Source organism: Brevibacterium sp. CBA3109, from assembly GCF_040256645.1.
GTDB classification, from domain to species: Bacteria; Actinomycetota; Actinomycetes; order Actinomycetales; family Brevibacteriaceae; genus Brevibacterium; species Brevibacterium koreense.
On the sequence record NZ_CP158281.1, the window covers coordinates 202,840 to 224,465 of the forward strand.

21 protein-coding genes and 2 pseudogenes are annotated in these 21,626 nt (G+C 62.5%); 14 read left to right on the top strand and 9 right to left on the bottom strand.

Going from position 1 to position 21,626, the window contains the following annotated elements; all coding sequences use genetic code 11:
* The first annotated feature begins 23 nt into the window (after window positions 1–23).
* The 5 genes and pseudogenes from AAFP32_RS00925 (at window position 24) to AAFP32_RS00945 (ending at window position 3,056) form a co-directional block, all read left to right on the top strand.
* Entirely contained in the window at window positions 24–335 is a 312-nt protein-coding gene (locus tag AAFP32_RS00925) for a transposase (RefSeq protein WP_350270232.1), read from the top strand.
* A gap of 471 nt (window positions 336–806) precedes the next feature.
* Window positions 807–905, top strand: a pseudogene (locus AAFP32_RS00930) (hypothetical protein); the annotation flags it as partial.
* 300 nt (window positions 906–1,205) lie between these two features.
* Window positions 1,206–2,384, top strand: a complete 1,179-nt coding sequence (locus AAFP32_RS00935; protein WP_420883396.1) for an IS30 family transposase — start codon at window positions 1,206–1,208, stop codon at window positions 2,382–2,384.
* A 37-nt stretch (window positions 2,385–2,421) separates the two neighbouring features.
* A pseudogene (locus tag AAFP32_RS00940) lies at window positions 2,422–2,880 on the top strand (IS3 family transposase); the annotation flags it as partial.
* 53 nt (window positions 2,881–2,933) lie between these two features.
* A complete protein-coding gene (locus AAFP32_RS00945; protein ID WP_350270233.1) occupies window positions 2,934–3,056 on the top strand; it encodes a hypothetical protein in 123 nt (40 codons plus the stop codon).
* Window positions 3,057–3,140: 84 nt separating this feature from the next.
* Here AAFP32_RS00945 and AAFP32_RS00950 read toward each other — a convergent pair whose 3' ends face one another.
* Both AAFP32_RS00950 and AAFP32_RS00955 read right to left on the bottom strand, forming a co-directional pair.
* Complete coding sequence (locus AAFP32_RS00950; RefSeq protein ID WP_350270234.1) at window positions 3,141–4,463, bottom strand: SMODS domain-containing nucleotidyltransferase; 1,323 nt, start codon at window positions 4,461–4,463, stop codon at window positions 3,141–3,143.
* Window positions 4,460–5,635 carry an HNH endonuclease gene (locus tag AAFP32_RS00955; protein WP_350270235.1) on the bottom strand — a complete coding sequence of 392 codons (1,176 nt, stop codon included), beginning with the start codon at window positions 5,633–5,635 and terminating at the stop codon, window positions 4,460–4,462. The genes AAFP32_RS00950 and AAFP32_RS00955 overlap by 4 nt, the downstream gene beginning before the upstream one ends.
* 158 nt (window positions 5,636–5,793) lie before the next feature.
* Between AAFP32_RS00955 and AAFP32_RS00960 the strand changes: the two genes are divergently transcribed.
* The gene (locus tag AAFP32_RS00960; protein ID WP_350270236.1) at window positions 5,794–6,912 is read left to right on the top strand and encodes an NAD(P)/FAD-dependent oxidoreductase; all 1,119 of its coding nucleotides are present in this window, start codon (window positions 5,794–5,796) and stop codon (window positions 6,910–6,912) included.
* 60 nt (window positions 6,913–6,972) lie between these two features.
* Window positions 6,973–8,475, top strand: a complete 1,503-nt coding sequence (locus AAFP32_RS00965) for an aspartate ammonia-lyase (protein ID WP_350270237.1) — start codon at window positions 6,973–6,975, stop codon at window positions 8,473–8,475.
* An 84-nt stretch (window positions 8,476–8,559) separates the two neighbouring features.
* Here AAFP32_RS00965 and AAFP32_RS00970 read toward each other — a convergent pair whose 3' ends face one another.
* Entirely contained in the window at window positions 8,560–9,600 is a 1,041-nt protein-coding gene (locus AAFP32_RS00970; protein ID WP_350270238.1) for a DUF2891 family protein, read from the bottom strand.
* A gap of 101 nt (window positions 9,601–9,701) precedes the next feature.
* On the opposite strand from AAFP32_RS00970, the gene AAFP32_RS00975 reads away from it, so the two are divergent.
* Window positions 9,702–10,025, top strand: a complete 324-nt coding sequence (locus AAFP32_RS00975; protein WP_350270239.1) for a CHY zinc finger protein — start codon at window positions 9,702–9,704, stop codon at window positions 10,023–10,025.
* A 142-nt stretch (window positions 10,026–10,167) separates the two neighbouring features.
* On the opposite strand, the gene AAFP32_RS00980 is transcribed toward AAFP32_RS00975, so the two are convergent.
* From AAFP32_RS00980 to AAFP32_RS00995, 4 genes are all read right to left on the bottom strand, one after another.
* Window positions 10,168–10,806 (bottom strand): hypothetical protein, encoded by a 639-nt coding sequence (locus AAFP32_RS00980; RefSeq protein WP_350270240.1) that lies wholly within the window; start codon window positions 10,804–10,806, stop codon window positions 10,168–10,170.
* A 32-nt stretch (window positions 10,807–10,838) separates the two neighbouring features.
* Entirely contained in the window at window positions 10,839–13,880 is a 3,042-nt protein-coding gene (locus tag AAFP32_RS00985; protein ID WP_350270241.1) for a DEAD/DEAH box helicase, read from the bottom strand.
* Between the two features lie 75 nt (window positions 13,881–13,955).
* Entirely contained in the window at window positions 13,956–14,324 is a 369-nt protein-coding gene (locus AAFP32_RS00990) for a hypothetical protein (RefSeq protein ID WP_350270242.1), read from the bottom strand.
* A 25-nt stretch (window positions 14,325–14,349) separates the two neighbouring features.
* Window positions 14,350–14,520, bottom strand: coding sequence for a hypothetical protein (locus AAFP32_RS00995; RefSeq protein WP_350270243.1), 171 nt, complete (start codon window positions 14,518–14,520; stop codon window positions 14,350–14,352).
* A 126-nt stretch (window positions 14,521–14,646) separates the two neighbouring features.
* On the opposite strand from AAFP32_RS00995, the gene AAFP32_RS01000 reads away from it, so the two are divergent.
* The 4 genes from AAFP32_RS01000 (at window position 14,647) to AAFP32_RS01015 (ending at window position 17,933) form a co-directional block, all read left to right on the top strand.
* Window positions 14,647–15,279, top strand: coding sequence for a homing endonuclease associated repeat-containing protein (locus AAFP32_RS01000; RefSeq protein ID WP_226823970.1), 633 nt, complete (start codon window positions 14,647–14,649; stop codon window positions 15,277–15,279).
* 196 nt (window positions 15,280–15,475) lie between these two features.
* Window positions 15,476–16,885, top strand: a complete 1,410-nt coding sequence (locus AAFP32_RS01005; RefSeq protein WP_350270244.1) for an MFS transporter — start codon at window positions 15,476–15,478, stop codon at window positions 16,883–16,885.
* Entirely contained in the window at window positions 16,882–17,280 is a 399-nt protein-coding gene (locus AAFP32_RS01010) for a RidA family protein (RefSeq protein ID WP_125187642.1), read from the top strand. The genes AAFP32_RS01005 and AAFP32_RS01010 overlap by 4 nt, the downstream gene beginning before the upstream one ends.
* A 5-nt stretch (window positions 17,281–17,285) precedes the next feature.
* Window positions 17,286–17,933, top strand: coding sequence for an RraA family protein (locus AAFP32_RS01015; RefSeq protein ID WP_101639324.1), 648 nt, complete (start codon window positions 17,286–17,288; stop codon window positions 17,931–17,933).
* A gap of 18 nt (window positions 17,934–17,951) precedes the next feature.
* On the opposite strand, the gene AAFP32_RS01020 is transcribed toward AAFP32_RS01015, so the two are convergent.
* The gene (locus AAFP32_RS01020; protein ID WP_350270245.1) at window positions 17,952–18,635 is read right to left on the bottom strand and encodes an SDR family oxidoreductase; all 684 of its coding nucleotides are present in this window, start codon (window positions 18,633–18,635) and stop codon (window positions 17,952–17,954) included.
* Between the two features lie 96 nt (window positions 18,636–18,731).
* On the opposite strand from AAFP32_RS01020, the gene AAFP32_RS01025 reads away from it, so the two are divergent.
* Both AAFP32_RS01025 and AAFP32_RS01030 read left to right on the top strand, forming a co-directional pair.
* Window positions 18,732–19,340, top strand: coding sequence for a hypothetical protein (locus tag AAFP32_RS01025; RefSeq protein ID WP_350270246.1), 609 nt, complete (start codon window positions 18,732–18,734; stop codon window positions 19,338–19,340).
* Window positions 19,341–19,399: 59 nt separating this feature from the next.
* On the top strand, window positions 19,400–20,389 hold the full coding sequence (locus AAFP32_RS01030; protein ID WP_240516247.1) for an ImmA/IrrE family metallo-endopeptidase: 990 nt from the start codon (window positions 19,400–19,402) through the stop codon (window positions 20,387–20,389).
* Window positions 20,390–20,419: 30 nt separating this feature from the next.
* On the opposite strand, the gene AAFP32_RS01035 is transcribed toward AAFP32_RS01030, so the two are convergent.
* Window positions 20,420–21,589 (bottom strand): pyridoxal phosphate-dependent aminotransferase, encoded by a 1,170-nt coding sequence (locus AAFP32_RS01035; protein WP_350270247.1) that lies wholly within the window; start codon window positions 21,587–21,589, stop codon window positions 20,420–20,422.
* Window positions 21,590–21,626: the final 37 nt, after the last annotated feature.

The following is a 21,626-nucleotide window of genomic DNA, read 5'->3' on the forward strand; positions in this document are numbered from 1 at the left end:
GCAAGCCTGGAAGGATAGACACCATGCCACAGCCCTACCCGAAAGAATTCCGCGACGACGTCATCCAGGTCGCTTTGAACCGGGACTCGAAGACGACGATCGGACAGATCGCCAAGGACTTCGGGATCCACGAAGGCACCCTGAACAAATGGATCCGCCAAGCAGAAATCGATGCCGGCAACAAACCCGGCAACACCAGCGACGAGTCCGCCGAACTACGAGAGATGCGTCGGCGCAATCGTCTGCTTGAGCAGGAGAACGAGGTCCTGCGCCGCGCGGCCGCCTATCTGTCACAGGCGAACCCTGCTGATCAATTGTGCTCTACCCGCTCGTGAGAGAGCTCGCCGTCGACGGGATCCCCGTGGCGGTGTCGTGCCGGGTCTTGAAGCTCTCCCGCCAGCCCTACTACCGGTGGCTGGCCGCGCCTGTCCCTGATACCGATCTCGTTGAGGCATATCGGGCCAATGCGCTCTTCGATGCCCACCGCGATGATCCCGAGTTCGGGTACCGATACCTCGCCGACGAAGCCGAAGCGGCCGGCCAACCCATGGCGGCACGCACTGCGTGGCGGTTGTGTTCGGCCAATGACTGGTTCTCCGCCTTCGGTAAGGGCCGGGCCAAGAACGGGAAGAAGCCGGGCCCACCGGTCCACGACGATCTGTGCGCGGTTGTCGATGCGAACGGCCGGACCAGGCACGAGTTTAGAGCTGATGGACCGAATCAGCTGTGGTTGACCGACATTTCGGAGCACCATACGACTTGGATTCTAGTCATCGTTGCAACACCCCTGATCATGGGAGTGTGTGGTGGCTCGACCACGAGGCAAAGACAACATCCAGTACAAAGCGAAGGAACGCGAGGAATTCTTCCGCCTCCTCGATCGTGGAGGTACGATCCGTGCAGTCGCCGCCGAGCTCGGTGTCAGCGTGGATTCGTGTTACCGATGGCGTCGCGAAGCGGGAGTGTCGACGCCGCGAGGTAAGAGCCGTTCCTACACGGCTGAAGACAAAGCAGAGTTCTTCAAACGGTTGAAGGCATCGGGCAATGTCGCGCAAGTCGCGAAAGAACTCGGGTTCGTGAGGGTCACTTGTTACAAATGGGCCCATCAGGCCGGTATTTTCACCGGCACTGATACACGAGCCAAGCGCGCACAGTTCAAAGCTCTTAGAGCCGCTGGCGTCCCTCGCGGCAAGGCCGCCAAGCAGATCGGTGTCGATCAGCGCTCAGCCCAGGACTGGGACAAAGACATTAAGCAGTTCACTGGTGGGCGCATCTATCCTGATGGTCGGATCATTCGCTACCGGCAATCGGCGATACTGAAAACTGTGAAGAATCCGCGCAATGCCTATACACGAGGTGCTCCCGTCGATGTCGAGCGCCTCGAAATATCGATCGATTCTCGTTTTCTGAGCCTGATTGAACGAGAGAAAATCCACGATCTTGCCAAGAGTGGAGAATCGATGCGCACCATCGGAGAGAGGTTAAGGCGAAGCCCCTCGACGATCAGCCGGGAACTGGCGCGCAATGCCACCAACACGTTGGGGTATCTTCCATATACCGCGCACCGAATGGCGGCGTCTCGTCGCCCGCGGCCACGAGTGCGTAAACTCGAAGGTGAAAGTGGGCTACGTGCCTACGTCCAGACCAAGCTGCAGCAGAAATGGTCACCGGAACAGATCAGCCACCGGCTGGTCAAGGACTTCCCCGATGACAGACAAATGCGGGTGTGTACGGAAACGATCTACCAGTCGATCTACGTTCAGGGCCGTGGTGGACTCAAGCGTGAGATCGCAGCACTGATGCGTCGCGGACGGGTAGTACGCAAACCCCGACGAGATCCAGCACGCAGGACGAAACGGTTTGTCGATGAGATGGTCTCGATCGCTGACCGACCACCTGAGGCCGATGACCGTGCCATACCAGGACATTGGGAAGGCGATCTCATCATCGGAACGAAGTCCAGGTCCGCGATCGCCACACTCGTCGAGCGATCCAGTCGGTTCGTCACCCTTGTCCATCTCGACGCCGATCATACTGCCGAGACGGTCCGAGACGGTCTCGTCAAGACCGTCAGTGAGCTCCCACAGGCTCTGCGGCGATCATTAACGTGGGACCAGGGCGCGGAGATGTCGGGACACGTCGCGTTTCGTACAGCAACCAACATGGACGTCTACTTCTGCGACCCGGGCAGCCCCTGGCAACGTGGGAGCAACGAGAACACCAACGGACTCTTGCGCCAGTACTTTCCCAAAGGCACCGACTTGTCCCGGCACGCTCCCGAGGAGCTCGAGGATGTGGCTGCAGAACTCAATGCTCGACCACGAAAAACTTTGAACTGGGACACACCGGCAGAACGACTCCATGCTTTACTGGAACCTCAGTAGAAAGTTTGGTGTTGCAACGACTACTGGAATCCAAGCGAATGAGGGTAAGCTCTACCTCTGCGCGGTCAAGGACGCCTACTCGTCACGCATCGTCGGCTATTCGATCAGCTCGAGGATGAAGGCGCGCCTGGCCGTTGATGCCCTCGAGATGGCTGTGACCAGGCGCGGTGACGTGGCCGGATGCGTGACGCACAGCGACCGCGGCAGCCAATTCAGATCGAAGAAATTCACTCGGGCTTTGGCCCGTCACGGCATCATCGGGTCGATGGGACGAGTCGGCGCAGCGGGCGATAACGCGGCCATGGAATCGTTCTTCGCCCTGTTGCAGAAGAACGTTCTCGACCGTCGCCGGTGGGTCACTCGCGACCAGTTGAGAATCGCGATCGTGACCTGGATCGAGCGGACATATCACCGACGTCGCCGACAAGCCCGGTTGGGTCGATTGACACCAGTAGAGTACGAAGCAATCATAGAGCCAGCTGCTCTCGCAGCATGACACTCACGCTGTCACCCTTCTTTGCATCAGTCCCGTTAATCGATTTAACCGTCGTGTCGGCCTGCTTCGACTGTTCCAACTGCAGCCTGGTCCTCGACATCGAAGAGCTCGTCGCCGCCGCTGGTCTTGACCCGTCGTTCTACGCCGAGGGCACCTACGACGACGTCGGAGAGTAGGACTAAGAGTGCGGCAATGATTGACGGGCGCCGCTCATGGGCGCAGGGGCATCTGCGCCGAGGGGCCGCTGGGCGCAGATGCAGCTACTCGATGGGTACGCCGTGGCGGTCCATGGCGCGCACCTGCCCGTCCTTGACGATGTACGCCTCGACGTAGTGACGACCCGGGTAGAGGGTATTCTCTCGCTTGGTCCGACGGCCGTCGTCGGCCGTGATCTCTCCGCGCAGTCGGTGCTCGGCCACGCCCACGTTCCGGACCTTCCAGTACACGTCGTATGGCTCCTGGACGTCGGTCGTAACCCTGAAGTCGAGCTGACAGTTGCGGGCCAACCAGCGAAGCCGGCGCAAGTCCTTCTTGCGCCACCCATCCATCAGCGCGGTCGCGTCGATGTGGGCGACGTGAGTCAGGTTGATGTTGAACCCGAGCTCCTCGATGTACTGCTCGTTCGGGGCCCGCTCCAGCCGTACCGGGGTCGGGGGCGCCGATTCGGACGCCGCCGCCGACAATGCGACAGCGGGCGCCTTGAACCCGTTGCCGAATACCCTCTGCCAGGCGGTCAGGCTGGTCGTCTTGTCCGGTTCGTAGTACGCTTCGTTGACCCACGCGGCGTACTTCTTCACCCTTTTCTTGAAGCTCTTGTACTGGTCCTCGTTCCAGCGGTGGTTGAAGTAGGTGCCCGGGCATGACGGGTCCTCGAGCCACGGCATCAGCGGGTACATGTCGAGCCACTGGTCGAGGTCGTTGAGCATGTTCTTCAGAGCAGTCGGCACGTCCTTGTATCGCTGGTCCGCGTCCCACGATGTGACGCGTTCGGCGACCAGCAGTGTCAAGATGACCGACGGGATGGTGAAGGTCTGCTTGTAGTCGCGCAGGTACTTCAGGAGACGCAAGACCTTGCGGAGATTTTTCAGCGCGAGCTCGTCGTGCTCCTTCATCCAGGCGGTGAATCCGTCGGGATTGGTGCCTTCGAACTTCTCCTCGGCCCAGTTCACGATGACTTGGCGCCCGTCGGAGAGCTTGATGTACGGGACAACGTCGACGTGGCAGTCGTTGTTGTAGCCGATGCGGACGCATCGGTTCTTCTTGCGGACCAGCGGCTTGTAAGTCGTGGACCGCTTGAACGCGTCCCGGACTGCGGTGATGTAGTCGCGCTCGGACCAGTCGGCCTGCTCTTTGAGCTCGACGAGGATGTCGGCGTCGAACTCGTGGTTGTTTAAAGGCTTGATGATCGTGTTGTGCGACCAGGAGCCTTGCGGGATGTGGCGGACGAGGATGTCGCCGACCTCGTCGTCCTTCTCCAGGGCCGACACGATACTGCTGACGCGGTTGCCCAGCTGGTCCAGGCGGCTGCGGTTCAGGTTGACGGTGTCCCTGAGGAACGCGTCGTGGTAAGCGATGAGCTTCATTTCAGGTCCAGTGCATGCTTGTAGGCGCCGTCGTCGGTGCGCCAGTAGATGGCGAACGTCGGATGGACGTGCGGGTCGCGGGCCTGACCGAGCGTGACAGCGGCCGCGAGTGGCAGCGCGCCAACTACGTGCAGGACAGGCATATTCTTGTCGGAGACCTCGAGGTCTGACAGCAGGGACCGGACCGCGTGCCGGAACGCGGCGACTGCTTCCGGCGAGTTGATGACGTCCACACCGGCCTGGGTGCCGCCGACGGGCGCGAGGACGTGACGGTTGAGGCCTCGCAGGTCCTCGGGCAGCTCATCGGGGTGCGCAGTGCCGGATACGTTCAAGATCAGGACGGCGGGTGAGCTGGCGGGCGCGTCGTTCGCGAGCTCGGACGTCACTTCGAACTGCGGCGTCGGTGCATCCGTGTTCGGCCAAGTCCACGCGTCCGTCGAGCGGTGGCGCTGGTACAGCTCGACGCGGTACGTGTCGTCGAGGCGGCTGCCGAGGTACACCAGAAGTGGAAGCCGTGCGAACGCGAACACGCTGACGTGTTGCACGGTGCCGTCTGCGACGGCGTCCTTGAGCTTGTGCTCGATGACCTCGTCGATGGCGGCCATGCCGGTCTTCCAGTACTCGTTCGTGCCTTCACCAGGCAGCCTCTGGAGGTCGATCTCGATGCCGTGGAGGTCGTGACTCAGCGGGAAGTCGGGGAACCGGTCGTCGGACTCGAGGATCGCCGACGAGGCGGTCGACCGGGCAAGCTCGACCGTGTTGCCACGAATTTTCCCCAGCATCCGTAGGACCGCGGTGCCGCGGTTCCGGTCTAGGCCCGTCATCCGGTAGATCCACGCCTCGTGGTCCTGTTTGATGGTGCGGAGCTTCTCGACCGTTATGACGTCGAGTGTGCCCTTGCGGTCTAGCTCGGTGTGCTCGTCACGGCAGACCAGCATCAGGTTCTCAGCCTTCTCACGCTTGTTCTTGGGGAGCGGGTCCATGCCACGCGGCGAACCAGGTGTCTGCTTGGCGCCCACGATGTGCGCGAGCTCGCCGAGCCGCATCGGTCGACGTGTCACCGTCCCCTCGAGCAGATACTTCCCGCACATGGCGCAACGGCCTCCGGACCGCAGGTACACCTTGAACCGCTCCGTATCGCTGACGCGACCGCGACGATCATCGCCTGCCATGTCCATCTCCTCACCAATCGCCCACCGGTGAGGTTCGAGACTCCGCGGGGTTCCTCTTCGCGCTGACGAACGCACGATCTTGTCACCAAGTGTATCGAACAAGTTCGACAGAACCCGGGCCGCGCCATCACCTGCCTACGCCTGCCGTCCCAGCCACTTTGGCTTCGCTGCCGGACGCTAGATGCCGGGAATCCGCCGATGTTGATCCCGACGGTTTCGCCACTAAGGACCAGGTCGCCGAATACTTCCGCACCTTAGTCGAGCGCAACAACCTCCCCGTGCGCATCGGCGTCACCGTCACTTCTGTGACCGAACGCGTGAACGCACGGGGCTACCTCGTCGAAACCGTCCAAGGCACCATCAAAGCCGACTACGTCGTCGCCGCGACCGGACCATTCCAGACTCCGAACATCCCGAAGATCATTCCCGAGAGCTCCGGGATCACCCAGGTCCATTCGAACTCGTACAAGAATCCGGAACAGCTCGACGAGGGTGCCGTGCTCGTCGTCGGTGCGGGATCCTCGGGTGTCCAAATCGCAGCGGAGATCCAGAAATCCGGCAAAAAGGTCTACCTGGCGGTCGGTCCACACGATCGCCCACCGCGGGCATACCGCAACCGCGACTTCTGCTGGTGGCTCGGAGCCCTGGGCAAATGGGATCTGGCTGCCCCACCCGTGGGCGCCGACCACGTCACGATCGCCGTCAGCGGTGCCGAAGGCGGGCACACCGTGGACTTCCGCAACCTCGCAGCCTCGGGAATCGCCCTGTTGGGACGTGCCAATTCCTTCGTCGACGGCAAGCTGCAGATCGGTTCCGACCTGGGCAAGAACATCGCTCGCGGCGACGACAACTACCTGTCCCTGCTGCGCGAGGCCGATGACTACATCGAACGCAACGGCCTCGAACTGCCGCCGGAGCCCGAGGCACACATCCTCGGACCTGACCCTGAGTCGGTCACTGACCCGATCCTCGAACTCGACCTCGCCGAAGCGAACATATCGACCGTGATCTGGGCGACCGGATTCGGTGTCGACTACTCCTGGCTGCAGGTCGAGGGAGTCCTCGACGAACGCGGCTACCCGGTCCAGCAGCGCGGCGTCACACCTGTTCCCGGCATGTACTTCCTCGGTCTGCCATGGTTGTCACGTCGTGGCTCGAGCTTCATCTGGGGAGTCTGGCACGACGCGAAATACCTCGCCGACCAGATTGAGATCCAGCGCAAGTACCGCGACTATGAGCCAGATCATAACGCCCTCCTCGAGGCCGCAGTATCGTAATGACCGAGGGATAACCTCGGCGATCATGAAGCGTCCTCACGACGAAAGAAGGCACCACCGGTGACCGACAGCGTTTTCACTCCCACCCGCACTGAGACCGATTCGATCGGCAGTCTCGAGATCCCCGCTGCGGCGTATTGGGGTGTGCACACGGCGCGAGCGATGGAGAACTTCCCGATCGCCCGCCGGCCGGTCTCCGTCTACCCGGACTTCGTCCGTGCCTTCGCCTGTGTGAAGCAGGCGGCGGCCCGGGCGAACCTGGAGATCGGTGCCCTTGATGAGCAGCGGGCGAACCTCATCGACGCCGCCTGCGAGGAGATCAAGGGCGGGCGACTCCACGACGAGTTCACCGTCGGTGTGATCCAGGGCGGTGCGGGTACCTCGACGAACATGAACGCCAACGAGGTGATCACGAACCGTGCCCTCGAGATCGGCGGTCACGCGAAGGGCGACTACTCGTTCATCAACCCCAATGACCACACGAACCACAGCCAGTCGACGAACGACACGTACCCGACGGCGATCAAGATCGCGCTGGCCTTCTCGCTGCAGAACCTCCTCGGCGAGCTCACGCTCTTAGCCGATGCCTTCGCCGCGAAGGGACGCGAGTTCTCCCATATCATCAAGGTCGGTCGCACCCAACTCCAGGACGCGGTGCCGATGACCCTGGGCCAGGAATTCAACGCCTTCGCCACCACCCTGCGCGAGGACGTGCAGCGACTCGAAGAGGCCGTCGCCCTCCTCGGCGAGGTCAACATGGGTGCCACTGCGATCGGAACCGCGATCAACGCCCCCGTCGGGTACAAGGAAGCGGTGATCAAGCACTTGCGCACCATCACCGGACTCGAGCTGGTGAGCGCCGGTGACCTCGTCGAATCCACCTCCGACACCGGTGTCTTCATCACCTTTTCCGGGGCACTCAAGCGCAGCGCTCTGAAGATGTCGAAGATCGCCAACGACCTGCGCCTGCTGTCCTCAGGACCGCAGGCCGGTTTCGGTGAGATCAATCTGCCTGCCCGCCAGGCCGGCTCGTCGATCATGCCAGGCAAGGTCAACCCCGTCATCCCCGAGGCTGTCTCCCAGGTGGCCTACTCGGTCGCCGGAGCCGACGTGACCGTGTCCATGGCCGTCGAGGCCGGACAGCTGCAGCTCAACGCCTTCGAACCGATCATCGCCCACTCCCTGTTCCAGTCGATCACCTGGCTCGAACGTGCCTGCCAGACCTTCCGCGTCAACTGCGTCAACGGCATCACCGCCAACGAGGCTGCGCTCGAGGACACGGTGGCCCGTTCCGTCACCGTCATCACCGCACTCGCCCCGGTCATCGGCTACGCCCCGGCCGCGCAGCTGGCCAAGCAGGCGCTGGCGACCAACGAACCGATCGCTGACCTCGTTGTGGCGCAGGGTCTGCTCGACCCAGCCCAGCTTGAGGAGATCCTCAAGCCCGAACGCCTGACCGGTCTGCCCGCTGACCATGGTGTCGAGAACACGACCGAGGGCGCCGAGGCGGTTCCTCGTGACGAGATGACCTCGGAACTGCCTGTGGTGTCGTCGACGGAGTGACCAGCCTTGGCCGTGGTCGGAGTGAGCAGTGGGCGGTGTGAGGTGGGTTCGCTGGTCTGGTGGCAGGGCTAGTCAGCCGCCAGCTCAGTGAGTCCGCAACTCCAGCGCCTCCCAGGCGAACGTCGCCACCCAGTGCGAGGCCATGTACTCATCGGACACAGACGCCTCGAGCCCGGGAGACATGAGCGTATCGACTCTGGTGAGGAAGCCCCTGGTGCGGTCAGCGAGGTCCAGATTGCCTGAGTCCTCGGCAATCTGCAGCAGTCGTGGGGCCAAGCGCATGATCGAGGCCGCAACGGAGAGCCCGAGACCATAGAGGTGGCTCTGATACCCGTCCGTGGGGTCGAGCACTTCGACAGGGGAGAGCGCGGGGGACTCCGGCGCCAGTTCCGAGAGGAAGTCTGGCAGCCAAACGGCGAGCTCGTCGGCGGTGAGAACCTCAGCCATAAGGTCGGCCTCGCACAGACCAGGGGAGAGGAAGTCCTGGCCGCTGCGTTCCTGGCTGAAGTTCCAGGCATGATCATCGGCGAAGCAGCGACGAGCGGACGCCGCGATCGCATCGACGACATCATGTCGGCCGAAGTCTCGTGCGCCGAGCAGAATACGCCGCAGGCCGAACGCGGTGTTCGGGTGGATTCCGTGGCGGACGGGTTCGGGCATGTGCGGCAGCCATGCCACGGTCAGGTCGAAGACCGTCTGGGCGAGCACCTCGGCGCCGGGAGCCAGATCATGTAACTGCGGGTCATTGCTGGCCCGAAGTGCACGCACGAGCTCGACGGCCCAGGCCCAGCCATAGGGACGTTCCCAGGTTGGATGCTCGCGGAGGAACATCGCTTCGGCGGTGAGATTCTCCGAGCTGAGATGCGAGGTGAGGACTGTGATGGCCTCGTTGCGCCAGGGTTCGGACTGGGCGGTCTCGGTGCTCAGCAGGGTCACGAGCAGGTAGTGCATGTGCACGCTGGAATGCCAGTCGAAGGAGTTCGCGAAGGCCGGGTTCTTCTCCCGCGGATCGACGATGTCGGCAGGTGACCCGGCGACGTGGTGGGCGGCGTACGGATAGTCACGGGTGATGTTGCTCAGGGCCACCTCGGCGAAGGGGGTGACGAACTCGGCAGACTGCGGCATGGATCCTCATCGGTTCGGGGATTTCACTCTACTCGGACGGGGCGCGTCGGCAGTTAGAGTGAGAACTGGCAACGGCTCAATAAGGGGAAGGTGGGCGCGGGGTGGCGAGGTCTCCTCAGGTCTATGGCAAGACGGTCGATGAGCACACGCGGTGTGAACATTATGCGACCGAGCTCGACATCATCGCCATCCGCTTCGCGTGCTGCGACCGGTACTATCCGTGCCACCTCTGCCATAGTGAGACCGCCGACCACCCGGCGCAGCAATGGCCGCGTGAGAAGTGGGATCAGGCGGCCATCCTCTGCGGAATGTGCTGGGCAGAGCTGGCGATCGACACGTACCGGGGTGCCGACTCGTGTCCCGAGTGTGCGGCGGCATTCAACCCTCGGTGCGCTGCCCATTCGAGCTATTACTTCGAGGGCTGACTCAGCGACCGCCACGCAGTTATCGCGGATTCCGCTGGGCGCCGGCCTCTCGTGCAGCTTGCTGCGGACCTCAGCTCACGAGGTGGCCGTCAGTATTTACTTTAGGCAATCTAAAGTAAATATTCTCGGGCGGATGGTGACTTTAGCTCCGACCGCCATCGTTGCCAGGCTCTGCGTCCAATTCGTCTTTGCTGTTGCGATCAAAGAGGACGATGAACGTGGCGCCTGCCAGGATCAGCCCTGAGGCGATGACCGCGATGGGGCCGAAATCGAAGGGCAAGACGCCGCGCAAGATCTCGCGCACCGTCGAGGTCGGATCGGCAAGAGTGGCGGCGACGAAGATCGCGACCAGGATTGAGACACCCAGGGCTGCGAGACGATTCCATCTGCCGCTGATGCGTCCCGAGAGTAGTCGCCCGGCCTTGATGATTCTGCCTGTACGCAGAATACGTAATGCGCCGACGAGTCGAATGATGCGAAACAGCTGCACGGGGCCGAGGGCGAAGATGACTCCGATGATCACGAGAACTGTGAGCACGATCAGCCACAGGTGCCGTTTGAACCAGGACTTCTTGTCAGGAGTAACGAGGAAGAGTATGAGCGTCTCACCTACGAGGACCAAGCCGGACAAGAGATTGATGACTCTGCCGGCGTCGCTCCACGGCTCAGAGAGGAAGGTGAGGAAGATTGCTGGGATCGAGACGAGTGCGGCGACCAGAACCGGCACTGCCAGGCGTTCCTGCCAGCGTTGCTCCCGGGTCGCTTTTGAGTCATCAGTCATCGTCACTATCAGGATAGTTGGTTGGCGCTGTGCTACCCCTCGAGCAGACCCCGAATGTCCTCGGCCGTCACCGTCTGGCTGAATGCCTGCCCGTTGGGGCCGCGCCCTTCGAAGGCTCCGCCGTCGGTCATGAGAGAGTCGAAGAGCTCGGCCTTCTTCTTCTGCAGAGCCAGGACCTTCTCCTCGATCGTTCCCTCGGCGACGTAGCGGTAGACCATGACGTTCTTCGTCTGACCGATCCGGTGCGCTCGGTCGATCGCCTGATTCTCCGTCGCCGGATTCCACCACGGATCCATGAGGAAGACATAGTCGGCCTCGGTGAGGTTGAGGCCGAACCCTCCGGCCTTGAGGCTGATGAGGAACACCGGAGCCGCACCGGACCGGAACTCGTCGACGACCTGCCCGCGATTGCGAGTCGAACCATCGAGGACGACATAGGGGACACCTCGGCGATCAAGATCCTCGGCCACCTTGTCGAGGAAGGAAGTGAACTGGCTGAACACGATTGAGCGGTGGCCCTCCGCCACGACATCCTCGAGGCGCTCCATGAGGGCGGCGAGCTTGCTTGAGGGCACGCCCTCGTGTTCGCCGTCGACGATGCGCGGGTCGAGCGCAAGCATGCGCAGCAAGGTCAGAGACCGGAAGACGATGAACCGCTGCTTGTCATACTCGCTGTCGATGAAGCCGAGGATCTTCTTCCGCTCCTTCTGCAGCACCCGATCGTAGAGCTGGCGGTGTGCGGCATTGAGCTCGACATTGATGACCTGCTCCTGCTTCTCCGGCAGATCGGCGGCGACGAGATCCTTCGTGCGGCGCAGCATGAAGGGTCTGATCCGCTTCTGCAGCCGTCCCATTCGCCCCGGATCCTCACCGCCTTCGATGGGCCGCACGTATTCCTTCTCGAAGCGATGCGCACTGGGAAAGAGACCAGGTGCGGTGATGGAGAACAGCGACCACACATCGCGCAGAGAATTCTCCATCGGAGTGCCCGTCAGCGCCAGCCGGAAGGGTGCGTTGACCGACTTCGCAGCCATGTGGACCTGGGAAGAGCTGTTCTTCACGAACTGCGCCTCATCGAGAACGAAGCCGGCCCAGTTCAGGCGGGAGATCGGATCCTCGTCCAGGCGCAGCATCGCGTAGGACATGACGATGAGATCGGCACCGGCGACCACCTCGGCGAGGGGCTTCTGTCTCTTCTTCGTTGACTCGGAAACGACGCGAACGTCGAGGTCAGGGGTGAACTTTGCGGCCTCCTTCGCCCAGTTGTCCACCACCGAGGTGGGGGCGACGACGAGGAACGGAAGCTCTGGCTTCGCGTGGGCGATGAGTGCCAGGGTCTGCAGGGTCTTGCCCAGGCCCATGTCGTCGGCGAGGATCCCGCCGAGGTGGCACTTGTGCAGCAGCGCCAGCCACCGGAATCCCTGCACCTGGTAGGGCCGCATGGTGACGCCGTTCAGGTGAGGGACTTCGACGGCGGGCAGGTGGTCGAGGTCGAGCAGTGCCTGCGCGGATTCCTGCCAGGACTGGGCGGGCAGAGTCTCATCGGCGAGCTCCTCGAACTCCGACCACAGGCCCACATGCAGGCGCGTGATCTTGGGCGACTCGGGTTCCCACTCGGGGATGAGATCGGCCTCGGCCAGGAGTGCCTTGAGTTTGTCGAAGGCGGGTTTGTTCAGCGACAGGAACGTGTCGTCGACAAGTTTGATCTTCTTCGTCCCCGACGCCAGGGCTTTGTAGAGCTTGACGAAGGGGATGGGCTTGCCGTCGATGGTGATCTGGAAGCCGAGGTCGAACCAGTCGTTCTTCTCCGACTCGACCGAGGTGATCGTGATGTTCGGTTCCCCGCCGAGCTCACGGTAGGGCTGTTTCTTCCCGCGCGTGATGACCTTGACGTGCTCGATCTCCTCGAGCCCGGGCAGGACATTGACGACGAAGTCCGCGGTGTCGGCGTCGGACAGTTCCATGTCGCGAGGGTGGCCGGGCGGTTGTGTCTCTGCGAGGGCGGACGCGACCTGGTCGAGCACAGCGGCCTCGTGTGTGAGGTCGCGGTTATCTCGCGGGTCCGGCTTTGGTGTGGCTGCCCCGCGCCCGGCTGCTGTGCTGCGGATGGCGGAGGTGCCGAGCTTCGACAATGGGACCACGGGCAAGGTTCGACGAGGTCCGGAGTACTCCCAGTACCACTGCAGACTCAGAATGTCCTTGGCCCCGAACGACTGGAGCAGCACCAGCCGTGGTTCGCTGAACCGCGGGAACTTCACCGTCTCATCGGTGCTGACAACCTCGGCGGAGGTGCGCAGCAACGGGTAGTACTCCTCGAAGAACTCCTCGGACTCATCAGCCGGGATCGTGATCGGACCGGGTGCCGCGAACACGGATAGAGCCGACTGAGCCGTCGCCTTCGAGACCGGAGCCAGGGTCACGGTGAAGCCCGTGCGCAGGTCGACACCGAAGAATCCGTGCGTCCAGATGGGCTTGGTCAGTCCCGGTGAGAATTCGCGTTCATCAATCGTGACCCGTGGTTGCACCCGCAGTTGGTTCTTCACCCGATTGACGTCGATGATCGCCTTCGCCTCGCGTCCGATGTGGATGTGCATGCCCTGATTGACGCCGACGAGTTCGATCCCGAGCTCGTTCGCCTGAGCAAACATGTCCCACAGCAAAGGGGTGTGAAAATCGCCGAGGTTGTAGGGCGCACCATCGGGTGTGAAGTCGGTCTTGTCCCGGGTCCGCAGACCAGCGAGCTGGGTGAACCATTCCTGGTGACGTGGATCGATGTTGAACTGCCTGGCCATGCGATCGATGGTGCGCCAGGTCAGCGACTTCTTCACCCAGTTGCCGGAATCGCTGAGGATCAGCGGGCGGATCGCCAGGCTCGGATTGGACCCGGGTGTGACCTCTTTTTTCTCGAGCACGACCGAGTGCTTCGCTTCGAACCACGTGCGGGCCACGACCTCGACGAGCTCGAATCCCAGGGCCACGGGCGTATGCTCCTGCGGAGCCACCTCGGCGAGGGAGGCAAAGGCCTCACGCCAGCCGGCGGTGTGATGGGACGAAGCATGATCGTTAGCGGGCACCGTGCCATCTTCTCATTGCCCACGGACACATCATGTGAACACAGCCGCGCGCTGAGAGTCGCCGAATGGCTGGTGCTACCAAATGAGAAGAATGAGAGCGAGGACGATCGCGCTGACCGCCAGGCAGATGGCCAAGGACACAAGCCCGCGTACCCACCACTTGGCCGGCATCGTCTTGTTCAGGATTGCGGTGACGATTGCACAGAACCCCAGCCAGCCGACGGTCGCGGGAATGCCGAAGAACATGACGAACATTGCGATCGTGTCTCGCGGCGATGGAGTGCAGCCGAAGCCGAGGCCCTCACATGAGCCATTGACATTGTGGGCGGGAGCGGTGGCCCACATGATGACCGCAGCAAGTGCCGCGAGGACCCACACGCTGAATGGAATCAGATAGGCACCCAGCGTTCCTCGCCGTTCGGCGGCTGGCGGTTCGACGACCATGCAGTCACTTTACAGCGACGGTGGTTCAGGGGGTGAACAGTTCGATCTCATCTGGTCCGTAGTAGTCCTGAGCCCCGACACCAGTTCGCACGAGGTATTTGCCGGTCTTCTCATAGAGGTAGACGACGGTGCCGACGCTGTGCGTCATGGCTCCGGAGGTGACTTGGACGGTGTCGCCGATATTGAACTCAGTCATAGTGCAGTCTAAACACGCCAAGGCTGCTGCAACGCTCATGCACGCAATGCCCCCTGCGACTGCTGGCTACCAGCTGAGCGTCGTCATCGCCCGCGAATTCGGGGCATCGCACGTAAGATGAAGTCGATGACTGACTCCGACACCGACAGGTCCCACACCGCCGCCCCCGCACTCATCGGGGCGCTGCTCCACCTCGCCGCGACCGACGCTGGCCTGGCCCCGACTGCCACGTCCGCGCTGAGTCCCAAGGACAGCGAGATCCTCGCCGAGGTTGAGGTCGCCCTCCGCAACCAGACGTTGAATGAGAATGGTGTGAAGAAGGCCCTCGCCGAGGTGGCCGGATCCATTGCCAGCGTGCGCAGCTCACCCAGCCCGGTGGCGTTGACCGCGGCGAAATACGAGAAGGCGCGCACCACAGTCCTCAGGCAGTTGGGTGTGGCCTCGACCAAGGGCGCCAGTGTGTGGCCGCCGACCAGCCAGACCGCCGTCCAACGCTTCGGCTCCTGGAACGAGGCGCTCAAGGCCGCGGGCCTGGCCACCAGCTCGGTGGGTCGAGCACGGGGCCAGCTGCGCTTCGACGAAGCCGCGTATGACAAGGCGATCGCCGACTTCGTCGCTGACTGTGACGACCGGGACCTCGGTGCCACCTACAAGGCCTACGGCGAATACGCCGCCGAACACAAGGGCGAAGTTCCTTCGGCCGCCGCAGTGCGGAAGTTCTACGGAAGCTGGAACGCGGCACTCGCCTCGGCGGGGTGAGGGTTTGACCGCGAGGTAAGAGGCCGAGCACGGATTCTCAAGCCACCACGGGATGGCTCGATGATGCCGGAATGTGCAAATACACAATTCTGAGGCTCACCCCGGTGTGAATAGTCATTGTTGCCGGAGCGCACACAGGGAAGAGTGATGACAGTCACTTTCAACTCTGTTCATCTGCACTCTCGGAGGCACCACCATGAGTTCGCCAACTCGCACCGACGACGGTTCCGTCGACAACTCGGGCACCGGCACAGCCGCCAGCGCTCGCCTCGATCGCGCGAAGATGCGCAAGATCGCGACCGCCAGCGTCATCGGCACCACCGTGGAATGGTACGACCTGTTCCTCTTCGGCACCGCCTCGGCTCTGGTGTTCAACCAGGTCTTCTTCCCCGAACTCTCTCCGGCCCTGGGCACGATCCTCGCATTCCTCACCTTCGCCGCCGCCTATCTGGCGCGCACGGTGGGTGCGGTCCTGTTCGGACACTTCGGCGACCGCCTCGGACGCAAGTCGATGCTGCTCGTCTCCCTCCTCGTCATGGGTGGTGCGACCCTGGCCATCGGCTTGGTCCCCGACTTCAACACGATCGGCATCGCCGCACCGTTCATCCTGCTCACCCTGCGCATCATCCAAGGACTGGCGCTCGGCGGCGAATGGGGCGGGGCGGTTCTCATGACCGTCGAACACGCACCCGAGGAGCGCCGAGGCTGGTACGGCTCGATGGTCCAGGTAGGCGTGCCCGTGGGTACCCTGCTGGCCAACCTCGCCTTCCTCATCGTCACCGGACTCGTGTCCGAGGAAGCGCTCATCTCCTGGGGCTGGAGGGTCCCGTTCATCGCCTCCGTGCTGCTCGTCGCCGTCGGCATCTACATCCGCCTCAACATCGAGGAGACGCCGAGCTTCCAGCAAGTCCGTGAACAGGGTGCGAAGGCCAAACTGCCCTTCGCCCACCTCATGCGCCACTACTGGAAGCCCGTCATCCTCGGCGGCGTCGCCACCCTGTCGACCGGGTCGACGTTCACGCTCATGGTCGCCTCCGGCGTCAACTACGGTACCCAGGAGAAGGGGCTGTCGAGCAACTTCATGCTCTGGGTCGTCCTCGTCGCATGCATCGTCGGACTCATCTTCATCCCGGTCTTCGGTCGCCTCTCCGACAAGATCGGACGCCGCCCGATCATCGCCGCAGGAATCGCCGGCGAAGTGATCCTCGCGTTCCCGTTCTTCTGGCTCCTGAACACCGGCAGCGCCGCCGCAGTCTTCCTCGCCTACGGGCTGATGATGATCGCTTTCTGCGCGAACTACGGCCCGATCGCGACTTTCCTCGCCGAGCTCTTCGGTGCGAAGATCCGCTACTCCGGACTGTCCGTGTCCTACATGCTCTCGGGCCTGTTGGGCTCGGCCATCACCCCCGCGATCACCGTGTGGCTGCTCGACGTCACCGGCAAGTCCGACTCGATGGCCTGGTACATCGCCGGCTCCGCGGTCCTGTCCCTCATCGCCCTGTTCCTGCTCACCGAAAACCGTCTGCAGAGCATCGACCGCGCCGATACGCCGGAAGCTGGAGTCGATGGTGACACCGTCTCCGAGGTGGGGGTGGAGAACCGATGATCCGTCGCATCGAGACCGCCCCGGGTCTGGCCCCGGGCATCGGCCCGTACTCGCAGGCCGTCGTCGCCAACGGATTCGTCTTCACCACAGGTCAGGTTCCGTTCGCTGCCGACGGCATCACACCCGAGGCCTTCGAGGATCAGGTGAGAACGTGTCTGAGCAATCTGCGCTCCGTGCTTGAAACCGCGGGCAGCGGCATCGACAAGGTGGTCAAGGTCAACGCCTATCTGACCACGCCCGAGCAGCGGGAGCCCTTCAATCGTGTCTATGCGGACTTCTTCGGAGAGGCCAAACCGGCACGGACCACCGTGTGCGTCTCCATCTGGGACATCTCGCTTGAGGTCGAATGTGTCGCGGTTGTCAGCGATTCTTCCGAAGCAGCGGGTGGGGCGTGAGCGGTATGGCGGTGGACCTGGACTGTGAGGAGTTGGCCTCCGAGGAACTGATCGCCTCACTGAGAGAGGTCGAGCTCCCGACGCTCGGTCACTTCCTCGAAGACGGATTCTGCACTCCCCGCATGGTGCCGATCAACGAAGGGCCGCAGATGGTCGGCCCGGCCAGAACCCTCGATCTGCGCGAACCCGATGCGCTCGCCGTCAACCGCGCACTGCACGCACTGAGGCCGGGTGACGTTCTCGTCATCCGGGTCGCCAGCGGCCTCCACGCGCCGGTCGGGGCGGTCACGGCGGCGGCCGCGATCGCCCAGGGTGCCGCAGGCATCGTCGTCGACGGACCCGTCACCGACGCCGCTGCGCTGCGCAACGTGCAGGACAGGCTCCCGGTCTTCGCCACCGGACTGATCGCGCGGACGACGAAACGTACCGGCAGCCTCGGCGATGATGTCCTTGACTGCGAGGTCGAGATCGACGGCGTCACAGTCCGCCCCGGTGATCTGGTTCTCGGTGACCGGCAGGGAGTGCTTGTACTGCCACCGACGGGCCCGGGGAATGAGGTCCTGCAGGCGGCGCTGGCCTCCGACTGGGGCGAACCAGCACTTCTTGCGCGAATTGCCGCGGGGGAGGACCTGCGGGAGCTACTGCCGGGGTGACCGGGGAACGGTCAGATCTCAGACTCCCTGAGCGACCGCCTCGGCGATGGGGGTGTCACCGTCGTGGAAGTTCAGCGTCTTACCGAAGCTCGCGGGCTCGGCAATGACTGCGGCGATGACATGTGCGACGTTGTCGCGAGACGTCGAGGGCACGTCCAGGTCGCGGGTCTCGCCGGCGCTGTCCACGGTGATCTTCTGTGTCGCAAGTTCGAGGGTCAGAACTGAGGGGCCGAGGACCGTCCAGTCGAGGTCGGTCTTCGTGCGCAGATGTTCGTCGGCCTGTGACTTCGCGTTGTAGTAGGCGTACATTCCGTCGCCCTTCTCGACGCCGGGAACTTCGCCGTCGACGAGCCGGGAATTGAAGTATGAGACCATCACGAAGCGGCGGATACCCGACTTCTGGGCTGCATCCATCACGCGGATGGCGGCATCGCGATCCATCGCCCATGTGTGGTCCTCACCCGATCCGCCAGCACCGGCGGACCAGACAACCGCGTCACTGCCGGCCAGCACCTCGGCGATGGCATCGGTGTCGAGGTTTTCGACATCGGCGACGACAGGCGTGGCGTTCGCCGCCTCGATTTCGGAGGACTGCTCCTCCTTGCGGATGACCGAACGGACCGTGTGCCCGGCATTGTTGAGCAGCGGTGCCGCAAGCATCGCAACTTTTCCGTGGCCGCCGATGATCGTGATAGTCGACATGTCTGCCTCTCAAATGGTGGAGTGCGTTCTTCGGGTTCCCTGGTGTAAGTCCGGATGTCGGCTCAGTATTCCGAATGCGGTGGTATATTTACTGGTATGATTTCGGCGAAAAATGGTCACGAGATTCTTGACGCAGTTGGGCACGAATTTCAGACTGGCCTGATCGATTCGGTCGATCAAGCCCGCATTGACCTGGGTGACTTCCAGGATTTCAGACCCGCCTGGTTTCCGACATTCACGCAGCGATTCATCAGCAGCTTCATTCACGAGCGAGTGTGGGCAGAACTCGTTCGTCGAATCGACGCGTCCCCGGAGTCAACGATCATTGACGACGAGCCGGTACGTGAGATCGGATGGATGAACTCATTCAAACTTCGCGTGAAGCGCCACCGGGCGGGGGACGTCATCGCTGCATTCCCCACCGAAGGGGCGAAACGTTGGTATGAGCCGACTCTTCCTCTCGATGGGCTTGAGGTGACGCATCTGGCTGTCGGGTACAAGTGGATGGATGGGCGAATCGGTCCTGCCGTCATCTCCTATCGAGAGTCACTTGATAGTCGAGCCCTGTGGGCCGTCACACTCGAGCGCGAAGTTGAGCGCCCGGCGACGATCCGGGTGGAAGACGTCTACGAGACTTCTATGCCTGAACTGGATCTCAGTGGCCTCGTCGACAGCGACGAAGAGACTGGAACTGACCAACTGTGAAAGGCGAAGTCATAGAGACTCTGATGCGCGCACGAGGCCTGACTCAGGCTGATCTCGCGTTGGCGATCGGTGCTGCTCAGGCCACTGTTTCTCGATATATTTCGGGGGCCAGGACGCCTGAGGACTCTGAAATCCGTAGGATTGCCGGCGAGCTTGGGGTCACTCCGGCGTTCCTCGCCAAGGAATTTCGCATGCGTGCCGCCATTGGAGTGTCAGCGCATATGCGCCGCCAGCCGTCGACCAAGGTATCGATGTGGAAGTCTGCCGAAGCGAAATTGAACGAGCTTCGGATGCATATGTCGATGCTCACCGAACGCGCGCCTTTGCAGACGGCAACCCATGTGCCGACCTTCGATTATCAGTTCACGAAACCGGCGGAGGCTGCTCGTCGAGTACGTACAGCTTGGCGCGTGCCACTTGGGCCAGTGAGGTCTGTGGTGGACCTGATGGAGACAGCGGGAACGATTGTCTGTGAACTCGACCTGGGCACTCATCGAATCGATGGTCTTTCGCAGTGGGTCTCCGACTATCCGCTGGTCATCGTCAACTCCTGGTCCTCGCCTTCGCGCAAGCGCCTGACGTTGGCTCATGAGCTGGGGCATCTTGTCATGCACGCAGACGGATATGTCGATGACGAGATGATCGACGTTGAAGCCCAGGCCAATGAGTTCGCAGCCGAGTTCCTGATGCCGGAGGCGGAGATCCGTCACCAGCTGAAGACGCTGAAGCTGCCCAATCTCTTGGCTCTCAAGCTCGAGTGGGGAGTCTCTATGCAGGCCATCTTCGAGAGGGCATTTCGCCTTGGTCTGGCGAGCGGAACCGATCGGCAGAATTTCTACCGGCAGATCAGCCGCAAAGGGTGGCGCACAGAAGAGCCAGAGGAAGACCGTGTCCCAGTGGAGTCGCCGAGGCTGGTGTCAGGTCTCGTCGCTCAGTTCAGATCGGCGGGTTTGACCAACGACGACTTCGCAGACTTGACCGGTTACGCGAGGGATGCGGTGCCTGACGTGTTCCTGCCTCAATCGGGTCGCCACTTGAGCTCGGTCTGAGTTTCACCGGGTCACAGGTGTCGGCAGGCATTACCGCGTTGCGGCGAAGTCGGCGATCCGATCGCAGGCCGTATTGATAGTCTCCGGGGCGACGGAGAACGTCAGCCGCAGGTAGCCCTCACCCTGAGCCCCGAATGCCGAGCCGGGAATCGTTGCCAACCCGTGGTTCTCCAGAAGAGCGGTGGCCGCCTCCCACGAGGTCAGTCCCCAGTCCTTGATGTTGGCAAAGGCATAGAACGTGGCCTCGGGGCGCAGCATGCTGATGCCGTCGATGCCCGCAATGCGCTCGGTGATGAGGTCGCGGCGCTGCGCATAGGACTGCACCATCATGTCGACGTCGGTCTGCGGGCCCTCGATCGCTGCGAGTGCCGCTTCCTGCACGAACCCGGGAAGGCTCGAGGTGATTCCCTCCTGGAGGAAGGCCATCGGCGCGATGAGATCGACCGACCCGATGACGAATCCACAGCGCCACCCGGTCATCGCGTAGGTCTTCGAGAAGCTGTTGACAACGAGGAACCGATCGAAGCCAGGGCGCACCTCGGCGATGGAGGTGAACTGGGCATCGTCGAAGGTGATCTGGTCATAGACCTCGTCGGAGATGACCGTGAAGCCGAACTCCTCGGCCAGATCCGCGATCGTCTCCAATTCGGCCCGGTCCATGACCGAGCCCAAGGGGTTCGACGGGCTGTTGATGATGATCGCCGCGGTCTTGTCGGTGATAACCGATCGAACGTCCTCGGCGCGGAATTTGAAGTCGTTGTCCTCCGTGACCGGCACTGGAACCGCCACCCCGCCGAGGCGGTGGATCTGTCCCACATAGTTCGGGAAGCTGGGATCGGGGATGATGACCTCTTCACCAGGGGAGACGGTGACGTCGAGGGCGAAAGTCAGCGCCTCCATCGCACCGAAGGAGACCATGACATTGTTGGCTGTGACCTCGCGATTCCACCGGCCGGCGTACTTCGCCGCGATCGCCGTGCGCAGCGGTAGGATGCCGGCGTTGGCCACGTACCGAGTCTGATTGTTCTCGATCCCGCGGATGCCGGCGGCCTTGATGTGCGCGGGAGTATTGAAGTCCGGCTCGCCGACCGTCAGCTTCACGGCCTCTGGGTAGTCCAAGGCTAGGTTGAACATCTTGCGGATGTTCGAGGCTGGGTAGGTCTGGGCCATCGGGGCGATGCGGCGGTACTCATGTGTCATTGATTCCTCGTACTTCTGTGTGGAGCCACGTTGGTTG